Below are 20,324 nucleotides of genomic sequence, written 5' to 3'. Positions count from 1 at the left end.
TTGGTTGGGGTTTTACTTAATTAGCTATTGGTCGTTGTTGGTTGGCCATCGACAATAGGGTGTTTACCACGCCACTTACGAATCATTCGTTTTGTATCTTCAAGTGCGACATACTGACACGGTATAAGAATAAGCGTAATTACGGTGGCAAATAGCACACCAAAGGCGAGTGATACGGCCATAGGTATTACAATTTGTGCCTGTAAACTCGTTTCCATAATAATAGGTAACACGCCAATAAAGGTGGTCACTGAGGTTAGCAATATAGCTCTAAAACGACGAGCTCCCGCTTGCATAACCGCTTCTTTTATAGGTACACCTTCTGCACGCGCTTTATTTACAAAATCAACCATAACGAGAGAGTCGTTAACTACAATACCGGCTACTGCAATGATGCCAAACATTGAAAGGCCGCTCATGGTCATTCCTAATACCATATGCCCAAACATTGCACCGACCACACCAAATGGAATAACCGACATAATGATCAATGGTTGTGAGTATGAGCGAAGCGGAATGGCTAATAATGCAAATATAATCATTAGTGAAATTGCAAAATCACGTAATTGCTCATCAGCGCTTTCCATTTCCTCTTGCACTCGACCAGCGACATTACTGGTAACACCTGGGTAATTTTGTAAAAGGGTTGGTAAATACTCGTCAGTGATTTCTTTTACAATGGCAAAAGGTTCAACTTTATCAGTATTAATGGCTGCCCATACATTAACTGTTCTGTTTGCGTTTTCACGGCGGATTCTGTTTACACCATCTACAATGTTGATTTGTGCAACTTCACTTAACGGCACCTCAACACCTGATGGCGTGATGATACGTGTGCTGTGTATGTTACTAATAGAGTTACGATCGTTTTCAGGGTAGCGGATCATCACTCTGATCTCTTCTCCTTCGCGTAAAATACGTTGTGCTTCTAATCCGTAATAACTAAAGCTAACTTGCGATGCAACGTCTGCAAGGGTCAATCCCATGCTGTATGCAAGTGGTTTTAAATCAAGTTGTACTTCGTCGGTAGCACTTTGTAGTGAGTCGTTAACATCGCCTACGCCTTCCATGCTTTGTAATTTAGCTTTTAATAACGAAGCAACTTCTTTTAGTTTGTTGGTATCTTTACCTTGCAGTCTAAAACTTACGTCGCCGTCATCTCGTCCGCCGCCAAATAAGTTATCCTCAATGGTCAACGTTTTAACGCCTGGCAATGGTGGCATTTTTTCACGCCATAATGAGCTAAGAGTGAAGGTATCAATAGGGCGTTTATCAGGTTCAATGAGTACAGCCATTAATTGCGCATTGGTACGGCCACGAAGGCTTACCGAGAGGTCACGAATCATTTTTTGACCGTATTGTGCTTCAAGCTCTTCATCTACACTAAGAAGCACCGCTTCAATTTTTTTAGCTGTTTCAAGTGTTGCTTGCTCTGATGATTCAAGATTCATTTCTACAACCACACGCGGAAAGTCATGTTGTATTTTAGGGTTTGGTACAAATTTAACTAAACCGCCTGCAAACATGCCTGCGCTCATAATTAAAATACATATAAACCCAATAATTACGGTATAACGATAATGAATACAGTGCCCTATGAAAGGCGTGTAGTAATTTTGAACAAACGATTTAAGGCCTTTATCAACAACCATACGCACCTTGTGCAATGGGTTTTTAGGACTAGGTTTACGTGGGTTCATTGCGGCAATATGAGCCGGTAAAATAAGTTTTGATTCAATTAACGAAAAAATCAAACACAGGATAATAACGACACCAATTGCTTTAGAAAATGCTGCGCCTGGGCCTGATGCCATAGCTTGCGGTAAAAAAGCAGCAATGGTGGTGAGTACGCCAAATGTAGCGGGCATTGCAACACGTTTAACACCACGGATTACGTTATCGAGTGAGTGGCCGTGTTTTTCTATTTCGGCACTGGCCGATTCGCCCACGACAATAGCATCGTCCACCACAATACCGAGTACAATAATAAAGGCAAACAGCGACACCATATTAATGGTGATATCTAAAAAGCCTATCGGCATGAACAAAAAGGCACCCAAAAAAGAAACCGGTAAACCCATCATTACCCAAAATGCTAATCTAAGCGGTAAAAATAATGCCAATACCAACATAACTAAAACACCACCCCATACCATATTATCGATCATCATATCGAGACGACCTTGCAGGTAGTAGGTTAAATCAACCATAGGGGTTAGTTTTACGCCTTGTGGTAATTTAGATTCTTTTTCGGCCATGTAATTTTTAAGTACTTTGGCAACGTCGGTAATGTCTTGATCTTTAGATGCTGCAATATCAAACATTAACGAATTTTTACCATTGTATTTTGAATATAATAAGCCTTCTTCAAAACCATCGTTAATGGTGGCTACATCGCCTAAATATATTTGTGCGCCATCAGCGAGGGTAATTAAAGGCAGCTGCTCAAACTCATTGCCTTTATAAGCTTGTTTTTCAACACGCATAGAAATATACCCGTTATCTGAACGGATTTGGCCAGCCGACATATTAGTTGAAAAGTTTCTTACAGCGTTTGATACATCTCTAAAAGTAAGGCCGTATTCACGCAGTTTGTCGGGGCTAATCTCAATGCCTATTTCATAATTTAAGCCGCTAAAAAAACTGACTAAATTAACACCAGGTAAAGCGAGTAATTCATCTTCTAAATCGGTACCTAGTTCTTTTAGTTGGGCATAGGTCATATCCCCATATAGCGCGATAAACATCACTTCTTGTTGAAACTTATCGCGCTGAATTATTGGCCTTTCCATACCCGCAGGAAACGAGTTTATAGAATCTACTTGGGCTTTTATCTCGTCTAAAGCTTCTTGAAGGTCGTATTTTTCTTCAATTTCAATCCATGCTTGTGCGTAGCCGCGATTAGAGTAAGTTATAAAGCGTTTAATGCCCTCTAATCCCTCTAGGTTTTCTTCAATTTTTATTGTAATGCCTTCTTCAACCTCTTGCGGTGCGGCGCCAGGGTAAACGGCTTGAACACTCACCCAGTTACTTTCAAATTGCGGAAATGCTTGCTTACGAATCGTTAAGGCTGTTAATAAACCGCCAACAAGAATAAAAATCATGATTAAATTTGCTGCAACAGGGTTACGAGCAAACCAGGCAATTAGGCCCTTTTCAGAGGTAATCATAGGGTGTCCTCTGTAAGAGCAAGCTGTGTTACTTCACCTTGTTTGTCATCTTCATCCGTTTTAACAGCCATTCCTTCGCTTGGGTATTCTAGTGCTGAGGTAATTAACTGTTCGCCAAGTTGTAACCCTTGATCGGCTATTACCATGCCATCTTGTTCACGTACAATATTCAGTGTTTTAAAGCTTAGAGTATTGTTCGCGTTTAAAATGGCAATTTGTTTATCTTTAACAAGGTGATGCGGGACAATAATTGCGTTATCAAGGGATCTGCCCTCAATGGTTGCATTAATGTATGAACCAAAACGTAGTGGCTTAGTGTTATCGGCGTATGGCGTTGGCAGTTGCGCAACTAAATAACTCATACGGCTTACTTGATCAATTACCCCTTCGCTGCGTACAACTTTGGCTTGCCATGACGTTTGCTTGCCGGCAAATTCAGCATTAAGGGTAACAGTAGCACCAATGCCTCCATTGGCTAGGTATTGCATTTCGCTATCTGCTACAGGTAAACGTACTTCTGCCACCGATGTGGCACTTAGTGCGCCAAAGCTACTGCCCGGGTTTACTACAGAGCCTAAGCTTATTGTGCGTGAGTTAATAATAGCGTCGTATGGGGCTTTTATATAAGTGCGTTCAAGGTTACGCTTTGCACGTTTAACACTGGCTTGAGCAGAGCGGTAACGCGCTAGCTTTTCGGCTAATTGCGGTTTACGTAAATAAAGCTCTGATGCAGTTGAGTCACTTGAGTCTGATTTAATACGTTCCCATTCAGCTTTTGCTACATGCGCTTGGGCACGTTCTATTTCAAGGGCTGAACTTGCTTGAGCAAGGCCTGCTTGTGCTTCAATAAAATCGGCTTCGTAATCATTTGGATCAATTCGTGCTAATATGTCGCCTTGTTTTACAAATGCACCTTCAACAAATTCATCTGCTACGGAAATAACTTGGCCACTGACTTGTGCAATTAGCTCAGTACGGTCTTTAGGTTTTACAACCCCGTACGATTTTACGTCGAGTGTTATTGCATCAATGTTGACTGTTTGCGCAGCAACCAGTGGACGAGTATCTTGCGCTGGTTTTTCTTCAGGCGGGGTTTTCATATTAGAAAAGCCAATTGCCAGTGCAATTCCGGCAGCTAAAACTGCGATTGGAAGAACAATTTGTTTTTTAGTAGCCACAAGGCATTCCTTCATAAAAGTGGTGATAGGGCAATAATACGCAATAAAGTGTTTACAAGGCGTTTGAAGATGTAACAAAGCATTACATATGTGTATTACAAATAAATATTTGGCTCTAAAAAGGAGTCTGTATTGTTAAATATGTGGTTAATTTAAACTGAGGATGTTATGAAAACAGAGCCAATGGCGTGTCGATTGGGCTGCGGTGCATGTTGTATTGCGCCAAGTATTAGCTCGCCAATACCGGGTATGCCAAATGGCAAAAAGGCCGGAGAACGTTGTATTCAGCTAGATGAGCGCAATTTATGTAAGTTATTTGGTGATGAGTCTCGACCAAAAGTATGCAGTGACTTTAGTGCCACAGTTGATGTGTGTGGGTCAACTAATGCAGAGGCTCTTGCGCTTATCACGGAGCTTGAACAATTAACTTAGTTGGTGTGTTCAATACACACATAGTTACATTTAACTACTACCGAGTAACTTTTTTAAGTTATTAAAAGCTGCGCTTTTCACGCGAGCTCTACGTCTACTACAAATGTGCAGTTATACGGCTATTTTATAGACGTAAAGCATGCTTACGTTATTGGCAAAGACGTAAAAGTGATTTATTCACAAAGAGGGTAAGAGGCGCTGCGCTTTTAGAGCAAAGATTAATTGAATAAATCATAATTATTATTTCAAATTTAATTTTTAGATTTTGCTCAAATTGGATATTCGCATATGTGGCATTTATAGTCTTTGTACCTTAATAATCTATACTTTGAATTGTTGAGGTTTTGAGCTCATTACTTACGAATATTGGGCCAGCATCATTTAATGATCACCGCTTTTCTTTCGAAGTAATGAGTTACTTTACACAAAACGAATACTCAGGGTTTGCCTTACAAACGCTATCTATATTTCTTTCGAAGAGTAAAGAATGCATAACAAATTTCAATAATCGAAGATTTGGCATGAATGGACTCCCCATAGTTTGCTAGACACCCAATAAGTTACATTGTAACTTCTAATAAGAGGTGTTTTATGAGCAAAGGCAAGCGTTATACCCAAGAGTTTAAATAAGCGGCTGTTAAACAAATGACACAGCATGGATATTCAGTTGCGGAAGTCGCTGAACGATTAGATATTTATACCAAAACGTTATATCACTGTCGGATCCAGTTATCAGATAAATCTAAGTCCGTTCAATCATCTGATGAAAAATTGAATATCGCTAATTTAGAAGCGCAATTGAAACGTGTCACGGAGGAATGGGATATTTTAAAAAAGGCTGCAAGGTACTTTGCCAGCAACCCCGAGTAAAGTAAGGCTTCATTCGTGATCATCAAAATGAGTTTTCCATTACGATGATGTGCCGCCTTTTTAAGCTGCATCGCAGTGGTTTTTATGTGGCCAGGGCGGCACGTATGGTAGCCCTTGGATACATTCAGACTTGCGTGAAGCCTTAAGCTATGCAGCGTAAACTGTGTTCCTAAGATCATGCGACAACATCAGCTTAAAGCGCAAATAGGGTATAAGTGTCGCCATATTAAAGGTGGTGAGACATCGCGGATTGCAGATAACTTATTAGCACGTCAATATAACCCGCCAGCGCCGAATTAATAGTGGGTAAGCGACATAACTTACATAAGAACCAAAGAAGGTTTTTTATATGTGGCAACAGTGATGGATTTATTCTCTCGACGTATTGTGGGTTGTCGATGAATAAAAATATGAATAAGCAGCTTGTTAAAAACGCACTGTTGATGGCTTTATATCAACATCAACCGGAGGCTGAGGTAATGGTGTTAAGTGATCAAAGCAGTCAATACGGTAGCGCTGACTATTTCGTATTTATGAAAGAACATAATCTTGTGCCTTCAATGAGCCGCGCTGGGAACTGTTATTCTAATGCGGTTGCTGAAAGCTTTTTTGCGACAATTAAAAAGCGAATAGTTAAGCGTAAGATATACTCGACACGCGAAGATGCGAAAACTGAGATATTCAATTTATAGAAATGTTTTACGATCCAAAAAAGCGCCACTCACATACAGGCGGTGTTTCACCCGCTAAGTTTGAAGAAGCTTATTATTCTGAGTTAAAAACTGTCTAGTGAAAGCTGGGATGTCCATTCATTTAGCCGACCATCTGTGAGTAACGATAATCCGTATTTTGAGTCATGATTTAAAACATCAAAGTATCGTCCGGAATATCCAGAAAAAGCCTTCGAAGACATCGCTAGCGCAAGGAACTGGGTTAACGGATTTGTAGATTGGTACAACGATGAGCACTTGCACACCGGTATTAGGATTGTCACGCCAAATCAGCGTCATTTAGGCTTAGACAAAGTGATCCTGGCGAAGCGTCATCGGGTTAATGAAATTGCGAAATTACAGAATCCAAGTCGTTGGTCAGGAAAGTCTCGAAATTTGACAATCATCAATGAAGTAAATTTGAATCCAGAGAAAAAAGAGAAGTGCGGGCGGCATAAAATTTAGCTTGATGCGACAACTAACTTGAAAAATTCCGCTGGCGCTACACAGAGAAAAACAAAGTTAAACCCATAAATATTTACCAGCCTTAAATTACTTCTCCTTGTCTTCTCCTTCACTTCTCGGTGGTGACAAAATCACTTAGCAATGTACGGTGTTGATTTTACTGTAGGCGCCTTGCTTCCTGGCGCTTTAATTATAAATATGTAAAAGCGTTGCTTTTATACGCCAGCAAGCTGCGCGTCTACGGTATAAAGTTTGACTTTATTTTGTAGACGTAGAGCTTGCTCACGTTAGAAGCGTAGCTTCTTGTTACTTATAAAAAATATGACCACCGAGGACACAGAGTCGCTGGCGCTACACAGAGAAAACATAAGTAATGGTTAGTCACTTCTCCTTTACTTCTCGGTGGTGACATAATCACTTAGCAAATACACAGTGTTGGTGTAATTATTTAGATATATGGCTACTTACCTTATTAAATATTTTTAAAAACTAAAAATGTCTATTTAAAACTACGTACACGTTTAACAACTATTTTATTACTCAAAATCGCCAAACATAAAATAACCATAAACAGCATAGAGTTTGCACCAGCTTGGAGCGAATAATCTACCGACGAATGCAATAACATATCAATAATCGCAATAGCACAGCCAAAAGCCACACCCTGAAACAACGCCGTTTTGCGCTTGCGCATAGTTGCCACACACAACCACAAACAATACAAAACCAACAAACCAAGTGCCGCTGTAGCAGGTATACCCAGCTCTACAGCAAATTGAATATAATCGTTATGGGCGTTGTCGTAATAGCCTGAATAAGGCTCCGACTGATACGCAGGGAACGCCGTGTAAAACGTACCGCCGCCCGAGCCCAGTAAAGGCTTATCTAAAATAAGCGGTATGGAGTCGCGTACCACCTCGTCGCGGGTTTCAGACGCAATACTTGTTTCGCTAATACGCTGCTTTACTTTTTCAACATCAAAAATAGCGCCAATAATAATCAAATCAATAATAAAAAAGCTCACTATTAATAACTTAAACGCCTTAGGCTTATTGTTATAAACAAACAGCGCCAAAAAGCTCACCACCATTAACGCAATAAAAAAGGCCGAGTTACCCATACGGCTGCGCGTTAAAATAAGCGCCACAATAATAATTATTAACGAAATACGTAACACAATTTTAGAGCTTAAAAGTATTTCGGCCCAAGCCCTAAGAGTTTGTTTTAACGTGTTTTTACCTTTACCATTATTGCGTTTTAACTCGCTTACCAATACACCTATACCCAAACATAAACACAGCGCTAAATAGTTAGCTAAAAAGTTAGAATACGTAAATGTACCAATGGCCCGGTCGGTATGTTTATAGCCAAAAATAGGGCTAACTACATCGGGCGATAAATTTAAGTAACTGGCATACAAAGCCTGAAAAACCCCAGCACATATAACCGCATAAATTAGCTTTTTAATGCGCGCAGCACTGTTACAGTAAATAAAAATAAGCCAGCAAAACAAAACCATAAAGCTGGTTTTTAATAACATTTGTTTGGTTTGAAAAGGATCAACGCTTACCGTAAACATTTGCGCGGCGCACACCGCAACAACAACACCAAGTGCCGCAAACACAGGCCACGAATACAAAGGAGGGTACAAAGATTGGTTGTTATTTATAGCACCGTAAATTAAGTGCGTTATAAACGTAGCGCTAATTAAAAGGCCCATAGCAAGTATGGCCCAAGGTCGGTAACTGCCTAAAGGTAAAGGGAGTAAAAATAAAATGCCACACAACAATACAAAAATTAAACGATTCACTAATTTCCCTATAAACGCTTGTTACTAATACTTAACCTAAAAACTGATTTCTAACTTCTAACTTTTGTTTTTTAACTAACTTCTGAAAAATATCATCTAACCACTAATGTTTAACACATATTTACTTAACTGATATCTGTTTTTTAACAACTCAAAACTTGTATGTTTCGCATTATTGCATATTTGTGTAGTACACATAACAAAAAACGCAGCCAATTGGCTGCGTTTTTAAATTACAAACTAGTTTTAGTTACCAGTTTCTTCAGAAATGCCGTCGTCGCCACCATTACCGCCAGCACCCGGAGGTGTTGGTAAGCTAACAAAACCAGGCACACGTGAACGTGCATTTGGGTTAGCATTATTATTTGGTGCAGCATTATCACCAGGAGTTTGGCCTGGTGCATTTGGATTTGCATTATTACCATTAGGGCCAGCAGCCGTTGCTTCAGAAGCAGTCGTTGCATCAACACCAGCAGTTACAGCAGCTAATGTAAGCGTATCGCTATCAATACCAGCAGCACTCATTGCGCCCAGTACATCAGCAACTAACGGGCTATCTGCGCCCACAGCAGCAACTGCATCGTTAATTAACGCTTCTACGTCTTCAGCAGAACAATCACTACAAGCAGCTTCAATAGCAGCAAGTAAGTCTGCTTGAAGTTGCTCTGGCGAAGTATCTGCAGTCGCATTATTTAATACGCTAACAAGGCCGGCGCTGTCTGCTTGTGCATATACAGGTAATGTAACCACTGCAGTGGCACCAGCAATTAAGCCAGCTAAAATTAGTTTTTTCATGTCTCGTCCCATGGTTGAGTGTCTAATTACAAAATTTTAGCGTATTAGGGCAAAAAGTAAACTCTTTATTTACGCCATTATTATTAGTTTTTACTATTTGCGAAGGTGGCATTATTAAATTGCCTTGTACGCCATCGCAGCCCAGTTTTTCAAGTGCCTTTAAAGTCTCAGGTTTTTCAATTAAACAGGCTAAAACTTTAATACCAAAACCGTGGCAAATATTATTAACGGTTTGAATAAAAAATTGGCTTTGGGTGTTATCTAGCAGGTCTTGTATGTAGCTGCCGTCAATTTTTACAAACTCAATGTCTAGGCCTTGTAAGTACCTAAACGACGTTAAACTGGTACCAAAATGCTCTACACACACATTAATACCAATATCTTTAATGGCATCTATATGTAAACTGGCCACATGTACATTATAAAGTAAGCTTATTTCGTGTAGCTCAAACAATAAGTTAGTTTTTAAAATAGGTTTAGTAGTCGCGTAAAGCGTAAGCCATTCTATAAAATCGGTAGAATATAACGCGGCTTTACTTAAATTAAGGGCAAACACATCTTTAGGGTACTGCTCTTTAACGTTTACAAAGTTACGTATTATTTTTTTGTCGAGCTCTTCGGTTAAATTAAGTTTTTCGGCCATAGCAAATAAATGGCCGTTATTTACTTTTTCACCTTCGTGTATAAAGTGTGCAAACACCTCAAAATAGCACTGCTGGTGCTCTGAGTTGGCTTGCTTAACAGCCTGCACCGAAAAACTCACCTCGCCCGAATCAATAATAGACTGAATTAGCGCACGCCATTGTTTAACACTAAATAGGGTGTCTTTATCTACTTTATTGGTAGCTGCGGTGTCGCCAATGGTACAACCGGTATCAAGCGCCGAAAGCACACTCCCTAAGCTAGAGCCTTTTTCAACACTTACAAGCGACAAGTTAGCAAACCCATTTACATGTAAGCTGTTTTTCTTTTGGCTAAAAGCATCGTTAATGTCTAGTTTGGTTTTATTTAAAAAAGGTACGTCAAATGGGGCTAGCGCTATAAACGTACTGCCATTAAGCTTAAACAGTTTAGTGTTGGTTAACTCACTTAATATAGATTGCAAAGTAGTGCTTACATCGTAAACGTGTTCGTCACCGTCTTGGTAGCTAACGGTTTGGTTAATATTAGTAAGCGAAGGCAGAGTGATCATCATTGCGGTTATTGGCGCGTCTTCAGTTATTGTATCAACCACCGAGCTAAAATGGTTTTCAAACGACCGACGGTTCCCAAGCCCAGTAAGTGGGTCTATGTATACTTCTTCTGTAAGGGTTTGGGTTTGTTTAGTTAACGAGTCAAACGTGCTTTGTAAATTAATAACCATATTGTTTATGGCTTTAGTTACTGTACGTAGCTCGCGTGCAACCGGTATTTGATCGTTTAATGTAAAGCGTTTACGCGTAACCAATTGCGCTTGGTGTTCTACGGCTTTTAGCGGCCTAAACACCGTGCCTAAAATTAAAAATGCAACCGCAAGCGACCCCGCAAGTAATAAAAACGATCCGTAAAAGCTACGTTTTGTGTGCTCCCAAAGCGTTAAGTACGACTGCCCAGCATGGCTAGTTACATTAAGTGTGCCTGCCATAACCCAGCCATTATTAAGCTCGCTGCTCATAGTGGGGGCGTTAAGCTCTACCGCATTAATAAACCAGCCAGGTACCGACTCAACCCGTTTAGGGTTAGTAAGCTCAAACACCACATTACTTTGCATGTCGGTAAATTTAATTTGCTTATAATAGCCACTATCAAAAATAGCCGTGGCCATGGTTTGGGCAATCATTAAGCTTTCGTCGTCAAGGTAGGGCGAAATAGAAAGCCCCAAACTTGTGGCGGTGTCTTGCGCGTGGCTGCCCATTTGGGTTTGCAAATAGTGGCGGGTGGTTTGTACGTCGGTAACTACACGTACAAAAAACGAAATAACCGAAATTAAAATAATTAACCCATACACTTGGGTTTTTAAACTAAGTCCATTTTTAAAAAGTCGATACATAACTACTAGTTCCTTTAATGTTACTGTTGGTGGGCGCAAGCTCACCGTGTTCTATGCGTTGCAGCATGGTGTTCCAGGCCGATACACCACGGCTATTTTTTACTTTATTACCCAACCCTTTAGCCTTAGCTAGCCATAAACCTTGGCCGTTAAAGCTGTATATAGGTTTTAAATCGGGCCGTTTATTAGCGGGTAAAAGTTTAGTATTAAAATTACCTAACACAAGCGGTATTTGGTTAGGCTCTTCAAAATAAATTAATACCATATGCGGCTGGTTTACTGTTTTTTGCCTTACATACATTAACCGTATTTTATCTTCCGGTATGCCCAGTGCAATTAGCGTAAAGTATTTGGCTATTACGTAGTCTTCACAGTCGCCCATACCAACGCCTAAGCTTTCGAGCGGGGTGGCCCAGTAATCTTTTTTTTGCCATAGGTCGTCGTCGGTTTGGTATTGTATGTGTTTATTAAAAAAGTCGTTAACTAGGTGTATTTGTTGCCACTCGCTTTTACCTTGGCTGCTATCTATAAAACTAAGCCAATTTTTAATACGGGTGTAGCCCTCGTCGCCGTAATGTTGTTGTGCACGGTTTAGTATATCGCTGTTACGCAAATGCATAAGTGCATCTTGCGCGTACACAAAAAACGACATAACAATTAAAATGCAAACACTTAAGCGCACATACGTTCCTTTAGTTAATAATCCCTAATAAACAGCACAGCCAAGTATAGTATTATTACAACAAAAAAGGTAGATAAGTAAAAAGTGCTACACAGCACTAAAGTAGGGCGTTTGGTAGTTATTTTGGTGCAACATAAATTTAACAAAAAAACAATATAAAAGGATGCGTTTATAGTTGAGTACATTATTGTGATGTGTATAATAATAACTTCACACGGTATGTGAGGTACGTTAAAAGGACTTAAGCCTAACTTTGCTTGTCCTTTTTTGTGTTTTTATAAATAATCAAAAAATAAAAAAGGAATTAAAGTGAAAGTTTTAAAAGCAGTACTCCCTGTTGCTGGCCTTGGTACACGTATGTTACCGGCTACAAAAGCCATACCAAAAGAAATGCTCCCCCTGGTAGACAAACCCCTAATTCAATACGTAGTTAACGAAGCCGTAGCCGCAGGCATAAAAGAAATTGTACTTGTTACTCACGCCTCTAAAAATTCTATCGAAAACCATTTTGATACCAGCTTTGAGCTAGAAGCCACACTAGAGGCACGCGTAAAACGCAGCCTACTAGACGAGGTACGCTCAATAGTACCAAAAGATGTAACGGTAATTTCGGTTCGCCAATCGGCGCCGTTAGGTTTAGGCCACGCTGTACTTGCTGCTAAACCCATCGTAGGCAATAACCCGTTTGCCGTTATGTTACCCGACGTAATAATCGACAAATACAAGTCAAACCCAAAAACCGATAACCTAAGCCAAATGATTAACCGGTTTGACCAAACAGGCCACAACCAAGTGATGGTAGAGCCCGTACCGCAAGCGCAAGTACACCAATACGGCGTGGTAGACCTAGCCGGTAAAAACATAAACGCAGGCGAAAACGCCACCATTAAAAACATGGTTGAAAAACCAGATAACGACGAAGCCCCAAGCAACCTAGCCATAACAGGGCGTTACGTTGTATCACCTACTATTTGGGACTTGCTCGAATACACGCCACCCGGCGCCGGCGGCGAAATACAACTTACCGATGCATTACTACAATTACGCCACCTCGAAACGCTTGAAGCCTACCACCTAACAGGTAAATCGCACGACTGTGGCTCAAAGTTCGGTTATATGTTGGCTAATGTTGAATATGCAATGCAATCAAGCGATATGGGTGAAGAATTTACAAAGCAATTAAAAAAATTATTAGCGTAATGCACAAAGCTTTACAGATTTGGTTATTAAAAATTTAAGGAAAATCATGGCTATTAAGGTATTAAGTATTTTTGGTACACGACCAGAAGCGATAAAAATGGCACCACTAGTTAAAGCACTTAGTAATGCAGAAGGTATTGAAGCAAAAGTATGCGTTACTGCTCAGCATCGTGAAATGCTTGATCAAGTTTTAGAGTTGTTTGAAATTGTACCAGAGTACGATTTAAACATTATGAAGCCAGGGCAAAACCTTTACGATGTAACAACAAATATTTTGTTAGGGCTAAAACCTATACTTGAAGAGTTTAAACCAGACTTAGTGCTTGTTCATGGCGATACCAGTACAACGTTATCAGCTAGTTTAGCGGCGTTTTATCAGCAAATTCCCGTAGGCCACGTAGAAGCGGGTTTACGCACAGGTAATTTAAGTTCACCGTGGCCTGAAGAGGGTAACCGTAAACTTACTGGTGCGATTACAAAGCTGCATTTTGCACCCACGCAAACATCGCAGGAAAACTTACTAAACGAATCTATAAACGCTGACGATATTGTAATTACCGGTAACACAGTTATTGATGCATTGTTACAGGTAGTTGATAAGGTAAAAACCGACAGGGCTTTAATTTCAACTCTAAAAGCTAAATTTCCAGAACTCGACGAAACTAAAAAGCTTATTTTAGTCACAGGGCACCGCCGAGAGAGCTTTGGTGGTGGGTTTGAGCGCATTTGTGAAGCACTAGCAGAAATTGCAACCACGCACCCAGAGGCGCAAGTACTTTACCCAATGCATTTAAACCCTAATGTACGCGAGCCGGTAAATCGAATATTAAAAAATGTTGATAACGTGCATTTAATAGAGCCTCAGGACTATTTACCATTTGTGTACCTAATGAATCAAGCACACATAATCGTAACCGATTCAGGTGGTGTACAAGAAGAAGCACCAAGCCTAGGCAAACCTGTACTAGTAATGCGAGACACAACAGAGCGCCCTGAAGCAGTAGAAGCTGGCACAGTTAAACTAGTGGGTACAGACAAAAACCGCATTGTGAGTGAGGTCAATAACTTACTGACCAATCAAGCCGATTACAACACTATGAGCCGAGCACATAACCCATATGGCGATGGTAAAGCGTGTGAGCGCATTGTGGCTAAAATTAAGCAACACTTTAAAGATTAAAATAAAGTTTAAAACTTTTTCAAGGATTTAGTAATGACAATTAAAACAGTTTCAGTTGTTGGTTTAGGCTATATAGGTTTACCAACTGCGGCCGTTATTGCATCGCGCGGTATGCAAGTAATTGGTTTAGATGTAAATCAAAAAGCAGTAGATACAATAAATGCAGGCGAAATCCACATAGTAGAACCCGATCTCGACATAATAGTTCGCGGTGTAGTATCTACCGGCAATTTAAGAGCCACTACAACCCCAGAAAAAGCTGATGCGTTTATGGTGGCAGTACCAACACCATTTATTCATAGCGAAAGCGGTGATCATAAAGCTGACTTAAGCTATATAGAAGCGGCCGCTAAAACCATTGCCCCAGTGCTTGAAAAAGGTAACTTGGTTATTTTAGAAAGCACCTCACCTGTAGGTGCAACGGAGCAACTAGCCGCTTGGTTAAGTGAAGCACGCCCAGATTTGAGTTTCCCGCAAGATCAAGGCGATAACGCCGACATAAATGTTGCCCATTGCCCAGAACGCGTATTGCCAGGTTATGTATTACAAGAGCTAGTATCAAACGACCGTGTTATAGGTGGCATGAGCAAAGCTTGTAGCGAAAAAGCCGTTAAGTTATACGAAACTTTCGTGCGCGGCGAGTGTATTATTACCAATGCCCGCACCGCCGAAATGGCCAAATTGACTGAAAACTCATTTCGCGATGTAAACATTGCCTTTGCCAATGAACTATCAGTGATTTGTGACAAACTAAAAATCAACGTCTGGGAACTGGTTAAACTGGCGAACCGCCACCCACGGGTTAACATTTTAAACCCAGGCCCAGGAGTAGGCGGCCACTGTATTGCGGTTGACCCATGGTTTATTGTTGATAGCTGCCCTTCTGAGGCAAAAATAATTAAACAAGCCCGTTTAACTAACGATGCAAAACCGTACTACGTCATTGACCAAATCACCCAAGCGGCTGACCAATTTAAAAAGCCAGTGATTGCGTGTTTAGGCCTTGCGTTTAAAGCCGACATCGACGACTTACGCGAAAGCCCAGCCTTACAAATAGTGCAAGAGTTGGCCAGTGCCAACATTGGTGAGATTTTAGCGGTCGAGCCAAACATTCAAGCACTTCCAGCCAAAATGCAAGACAGTAACGTTGAGTTAGTGACACTCGACACCGCGCTTGAAAAAGCCAATGTAATTGTGGTGTTAGTTGACCACAAACAGTTTAAAGCGGCCGATAAAACACAGTTCGCGTCAAAAGTTGTAATTGATACGCGTGGGATTGTTTAAAATCAATATGAAAAATTATTTTCATATTTTCCTAAAGAATAAGGTACTAGGGATAAATATCCTCGGTGCCTTATCTCTTTTTGGAGCAAATATTGTTCTTAAAGGAGTTTTTACACCAACTGATTATGGTGTATATGCTATTTTGGTAACTTTTGTCTCAGTTGTATTTTCATTTGGTGCTATGGGAGCAGAGCAGGTTTTAAATCGATTTGCTCGTATATCTGATTCAGTATCATTTGATACGTACTCTGTTATATTTCTTGCGGGGTCATTATTCTGCGGTTTTGTTTTATCAATTTATCAGGGTTTAGCTTGGGTTGGCCTAGTGGTTGATACTTATATTGTATACCTTGTTACTATTTGTTCGATATATTCAATGGTGATGTATAACTACCTAAGACTAAGAGGTGATTTTTCACTTTCTCTTTTATATACAAATTTATGGAAAGTAATTTTTTTCATATTAACATTATGTACGCTTTTTATTGATTTAGCTATAGATGAATTTCTTAAGCTTTTTTCTCTTCTTTTTACTTTAACCTGTATGACTTTATTATTATTTACAAAGTTCAGTAATATCAAATTCATTAAATGGGAGGACAAAAAAGCTGTTGTGTTATTTTCGGTTGGTTCGCTTATCAATATTGGATTAATGACACTGCTTGGTTATGGTGATAGGTTTCTTATAGAATCAATGATAGGTCTTGAACAGCTAGGCACCTACTTTTACAACCTAACTGTTTTTGTTTTTCCATTTGTTCTTTTAGCAAATTATATTGGTTTTAAAAAACTAGTTTCCTATAAAGTGAAATGCACAAGTGAAATTTTTAAACGCGATATTTTTTTTGCAATTAAATTATCTATTTCCTTAGTGTTTACTGTTTGTCTTTTTGTTTTGTTTTTTAATATTCTAGGCTTGTACAGTGTATGGTTAGGAGCATTAAATGTTGATATTACTGATTCATTACCATATTTTTTTCTTGGTATAACTAAATTATTGTATAGCTATTTTTCCGCGCTTTCAGGGGCTCTTGTTAGTTCAAGAAATATTATCAAACTAAATGTTGTTACTCTCTTTCTTATGGTTTTATGTAGTTATTATCTTTTAATCAAAGATGTAGTTTCAGTGAATTTGATAATTTATTTGCTATCTTTTATTTGGGTTTTTAGAAGTGCTTCCATTTATATAGCAATAAAGAGGCAGAGGTTTACAGCCCTTAGTTAATATAATTCTAACTATTATTTCAACTGAGGATTGTTAATTTCAATTAATTGTGGGGTTTTGGTAAGTTGATGTACTATATATTGAGTAGCTTTTTTTGTTGTTTAGGGGTTAATCGTTTCTTATACAGACTGTTCATGGTTCCTTTTTTCGTTATTATTTTATGTTTCCCATTTTCAAATGCATTTGCTTCCTTATTTTATCAGTATGGCTTGTATGTATATGATTTTTTCTTTTTAATGGCTTTTTTGGTTTTAATTAAAAATAACTTTTTACATGGTGCCAATTTTTATCGGTCGCCTTTTTTATATTTGATTGCACTACTTGTCTTATATTCATTGGTTGGCTCTTACTTTGAAGTGGATAAATATTATATAAGAGATTTCAGGTTGATTATATTCACTGTAGAATGTTACATCTTGTTTTATTTTTTTTATTATTTTGGAGGTTTAACCAAAAACAAAGTGTTTTTCTTTATTATTATTTCAAGTTTATCAAATATTGTTTACTTTACATTGCTTTATTTAGGCTTTTTTACATTTGAAGACCAGTATTATTTGAATAACTCTTTTCGTTATTTTGATATTTCAACGTACATATCATTAGTGTACTTTTCATTTAGCTCGTTGTTTGTTTCAGAAAAATGCAAACTTTATTATTTGACATTGATTTTAACATTCTTTTGTGTCGTATTTGCAGGCTCAAGAGTTTTGATATTAGCGAGTTTGATTGTGCTTCTTGTGCTAAATTATCGGTTTATTATTAGGCATATTTTTACAATTACCACATTAAGCTTTGTTCTAATAACATATTTTTCAGCAAGTGAATATCAACTGATAGATAGATTGTTGAATATTTCGCCAAGTATAATTTTCGATCATTTATATATTCGTTATGAACCATTTTTTCTTTTATTAGATTCTTTTTCACTCAAAAATTATTTAATAGGAGGGGGGTTTGGAACAGTTTTTGAAATTCCTTGGTTTGAATACAGAGATGTTACAATCGATCCTGTCAATAACTTTATAGATATAACTTTTTTAACTTTATATGCAAAGTTAGGTTTTTTTTCTATTCCGTTAGTATTCGTGTATTACTTATACTTTATTAGAGCATTTAAAATGGCTAACTATCACAGTCCTAACATTTTAAAAATGGTACTTATAATTTTTATTACATTGCTTATGCTAGTATATTCAATTCCATATCAAGCGAGCTCTATTGGATTACTATTAGGTTTGTATTTTATTAACTGCTTAGCTGTAAAAAAATAGGTTCAATTATGAAAGTATTACACGTTCTATACCAATCACACCCAAATGTATCAGGTTCAAGCACGAGGAGTCGTGCAATAATTAAGTCACAGAAAAACATTGGTTTAACTCCTATAGTGATAACAAGCCCATTTCAGGTGGGGTGCGATCAGTTAAATCAAACAGAAGTAATAGATGAAGTTAAATATTACCGAACTTACATAAATGATGACTCATTTACACTGGCAAAAACAAAAGGTTTCTATACTAGATTAAGAAAGTTTTTTAGCATTTTTAGATTTACGAAGCAATTATATGATGTCGCAAAGGCAGAGAATATTTCTTTAATACACTCACATGCTATGTTTTTCTGTGCTTTTCCTGCTTATCTGGTCAGTAGATTATTAGGAGTTAAACATGTCTATGAAATTCGAAGTGATTGGAGTGTAAATTCAAATTTTACTGCTAATAAATTCACAAAATTTATACTTGGAAAGTTGGAGCAATTAGCAAGTAAATTAGCAGATCATCTAGTTGTGATAAGTAGAGGCCTCGAAGAAAAGTATTCTACTTTTAATCAGTTGATAACTATAGTACCGAATGCTGTTGACGATGATGTTCTTAATGTTGGGGATATGTATGAAGTGCCTTCGAAAAAGGATACGTTAACAATGGCCTATATAGGGTCTGTTATTGAGTTGGAAGGTATTGAGTTTGTATTAGAGTCTCTTAAAGAAATTGACAAAGATAAATTTAACTTTCTTGTTGTAGGTGATGGTAAGTCATTAGAAAAATTAAAATTTATGGCTAAGTCCTATGACTTATCTAATGTTGAATTTTTAGGAAAAATATCTCCTGATTCAATCCCGAACCTATATAAAAAAATAGATATAATTATAAATTACAGGCGTAATGAACCTGTAGCACACTCAGTTACACCACTTAAACCCTTAGAAGCTATGGCTTACAAAAAACTTGTTATTACCAGTGATGTGCTTGGTATGACAGAAATCGTAACAGATAATGAAACAGGTGTTGTAATACCTGCAGATTCTCCCTTCTTACTAAGAGATAAATTAGAGAAAATTCACTTGGACTTTTCAGTTTATCAAAAAGTTATGATTAACGGTGCTAGCATGGTTCGTAAGGATAAAAGCTGGAATAGCAATGCTAAACTTTATAAGGCTATTTACTCAGATCTAGTTAAAAGTAGTGATAAATAATGAAACGTATTGAATTTTTAAAGTCGCCCATGGATATCGCAACTATGGGAGAAACGGTCTCTTTTATTGAGCAGCGTGTTGAACAAGGGCAGTTTTTGCAGCATGTAGTCGTCAATGTTGCCAAAATTGTCAACATGCAAAAAGACCCATTGCTTGCTGAGTCTGTTAACGCCTGTGAGGTGATTAATATTGATGGCATGGGTGTGGTATTTGGTGCGCGCTTGTTAGGCCACGATGTGCCAGAGCGTGTAGCCGGTGTCGATTTGTTCCATGAATTACTAAAAATGAGTGCCAAGCGCGAGTTTCCAGTATTTTTACTTGGTGCAACCGAAGAGGTGGTTACGACAACGGCCGAAAAGGTTCAAGGGTTATATCCTAACCTGACGATTGCGGGCTATAACGATGGCTACTTCTTTGGCAATAAAGAGGGGGAAGATGAAGAAGCGGTAGTGAATAAAATTCGTGAATCGGGTGCAAAACTGCTGTTTGTAGCAATTACTTCTCCTAAAAAAGAGAACTTTATAAATAAATGGCAAGATAAGCTCGGCGTTGATTTTGTGATGGGCGTCGGCGGTACCTTTGATGTGGTGGCAGGTAAAGTTAACCGTGCCCCGCAGTGGATGCAAAAATACGGCTTAGAGTGGTTTTACCGTGTGCTGCAAGAGCCCGGGCGGATGTGGAAACGCTATTTAGTTACAAACTCAACATTTGCTTGGTTGTTAATTAAAGAAAAACTTAGAAAAGTTTTAAGATAAGGAAATGGTAGGCTGTTTGATTGCAATGAAAAGTCTCAAAAATACAACTTTTGGATTGTTTTTTAT

Annotated in this window: 15 protein-coding genes and 2 pseudogenes; 11 read left to right on the top strand and 6 right to left on the bottom strand. The window is 38.6% G+C overall.

Translation table 11 applies throughout. The features are described 5' to 3' along the window. Positions 1-20: 20 nt before the first annotated feature. Both R0J88_RS05370 and R0J88_RS05365 read right to left on the bottom strand, forming a co-directional pair. A complete protein-coding gene (locus R0J88_RS05370) occupies positions 21-3,170 on the bottom strand; it encodes an efflux RND transporter permease subunit (RefSeq protein WP_410899335.1) in 3,150 nt (1,049 codons plus the stop codon). Further along, positions 3,167-4,348, bottom strand: coding sequence for an efflux RND transporter periplasmic adaptor subunit (locus tag R0J88_RS05365; protein ID WP_410899334.1), 1,182 nt, complete (start codon positions 4,346-4,348; stop codon positions 3,167-3,169). The genes R0J88_RS05370 and R0J88_RS05365 overlap by 4 nt, the downstream gene beginning before the upstream one ends. A 168-nt stretch (positions 4,349-4,516) precedes the next feature. Between R0J88_RS05365 and R0J88_RS05360 the strand changes: the two genes are divergently transcribed. From R0J88_RS05360 to R0J88_RS05345, 4 genes and pseudogenes are all read left to right on the top strand, one after another. Beyond that, positions 4,517-4,780 (top strand): YkgJ family cysteine cluster protein, encoded by a 264-nt coding sequence (locus R0J88_RS05360; protein ID WP_033035838.1) that lies wholly within the window; start codon positions 4,517-4,519, stop codon positions 4,778-4,780. Positions 4,781-5,425: 645 nt separating this feature from the next. Further along, on the top strand, positions 5,426-5,650 hold the full coding sequence (locus R0J88_RS05355) for a transposase (protein WP_052242877.1): 225 nt from the start codon (positions 5,426-5,428) through the stop codon (positions 5,648-5,650). A 363-nt stretch (positions 5,651-6,013) separates the two neighbouring features. Next, positions 6,014-6,342 (top strand): annotated as a pseudogene (locus R0J88_RS05350) (transposase). A 117-nt stretch (positions 6,343-6,459) separates the two neighbouring features. Continuing rightward, positions 6,460-6,825: pseudogene (locus tag R0J88_RS05345) on the top strand (integrase core domain-containing protein); the annotation flags it as partial. A 499-nt stretch (positions 6,826-7,324) separates the two neighbouring features. On the opposite strand, the gene R0J88_RS05340 reads toward R0J88_RS05345, so the two are convergent. From R0J88_RS05340 to R0J88_RS05325, 4 genes are all read right to left on the bottom strand, one after another. After that, entirely contained in the window at positions 7,325-8,635 is a 1,311-nt protein-coding gene (locus tag R0J88_RS05340; protein ID WP_410899333.1) for an O-antigen ligase family protein, read from the bottom strand. Between the two features lie 246 nt (positions 8,636-8,881). Next, on the bottom strand, positions 8,882-9,430 hold the full coding sequence (locus tag R0J88_RS05335) for a hypothetical protein (protein WP_039037195.1): 549 nt from the start codon (positions 9,428-9,430) through the stop codon (positions 8,882-8,884). 22 nt (positions 9,431-9,452) lie between these two features. Beyond that, complete coding sequence (locus R0J88_RS05330) at positions 9,453-11,459, bottom strand: EAL domain-containing protein (RefSeq protein WP_410899332.1); 2,007 nt, start codon at positions 11,457-11,459, stop codon at positions 9,453-9,455. Then, the gene (locus R0J88_RS05325; protein ID WP_010557323.1) at positions 11,443-12,141 is read right to left on the bottom strand and encodes a transglutaminase-like cysteine peptidase; all 699 of its coding nucleotides are present in this window, start codon (positions 12,139-12,141) and stop codon (positions 11,443-11,445) included. The genes R0J88_RS05330 and R0J88_RS05325 overlap by 17 nt, the downstream gene beginning before the upstream one ends. A 309-nt stretch (positions 12,142-12,450) precedes the next feature. Between R0J88_RS05325 and galU the strand changes: the two genes are divergently transcribed. From galU to R0J88_RS05290, 7 genes are all read left to right on the top strand, one after another. Next, positions 12,451-13,341 (top strand): UTP--glucose-1-phosphate uridylyltransferase GalU, encoded by an 891-nt coding sequence (gene galU / locus R0J88_RS05320; protein ID WP_410899331.1) that lies wholly within the window; start codon positions 12,451-12,453, stop codon positions 13,339-13,341. Between the two features lie 46 nt (positions 13,342-13,387). Next, complete coding sequence (wecB, locus tag R0J88_RS05315; RefSeq protein ID WP_410899330.1) at positions 13,388-14,521, top strand: non-hydrolyzing UDP-N-acetylglucosamine 2-epimerase; 1,134 nt, start codon at positions 13,388-13,390, stop codon at positions 14,519-14,521. A gap of 33 nt (positions 14,522-14,554) precedes the next feature. Beyond that, positions 14,555-15,805 (top strand): UDP-N-acetyl-D-mannosamine dehydrogenase, encoded by a 1,251-nt coding sequence (wecC, locus tag R0J88_RS05310; RefSeq protein WP_410899329.1) that lies wholly within the window; start codon positions 14,555-14,557, stop codon positions 15,803-15,805. A gap of 7 nt (positions 15,806-15,812) precedes the next feature. Next, positions 15,813-17,030 (top strand): hypothetical protein, encoded by a 1,218-nt coding sequence (locus tag R0J88_RS05305; protein WP_410899328.1) that lies wholly within the window; start codon positions 15,813-15,815, stop codon positions 17,028-17,030. 134 nt (positions 17,031-17,164) lie between these two features. Then, positions 17,165-18,301 (top strand): DUF6369 family protein, encoded by a 1,137-nt coding sequence (locus tag R0J88_RS05300; protein ID WP_410899327.1) that lies wholly within the window; start codon positions 17,165-17,167, stop codon positions 18,299-18,301. Between the two features lie 8 nt (positions 18,302-18,309). Beyond that, entirely contained in the window at positions 18,310-19,503 is a 1,194-nt protein-coding gene (locus R0J88_RS05295; protein WP_410899326.1) for a glycosyltransferase family 4 protein, read from the top strand. After that, positions 19,503-20,258 (top strand): WecB/TagA/CpsF family glycosyltransferase, encoded by a 756-nt coding sequence (locus tag R0J88_RS05290; RefSeq protein ID WP_410899325.1) that lies wholly within the window; start codon positions 19,503-19,505, stop codon positions 20,256-20,258. The genes R0J88_RS05295 and R0J88_RS05290 overlap by 1 nt, the downstream gene beginning before the upstream one ends. Positions 20,259-20,324: the final 66 nt, after the last annotated feature.

It is taken from the genome of Pseudoalteromonas sp. SIMBA_162, assembly GCF_046535955.1.
Taxonomy (GTDB): Bacteria; Pseudomonadota; Gammaproteobacteria; order Enterobacterales; family Alteromonadaceae; genus Pseudoalteromonas; species Pseudoalteromonas marina.
Note: the sequence above shows the minus strand (reverse complement) of the source record. Positions and strands in the feature narration are given on the sequence as shown.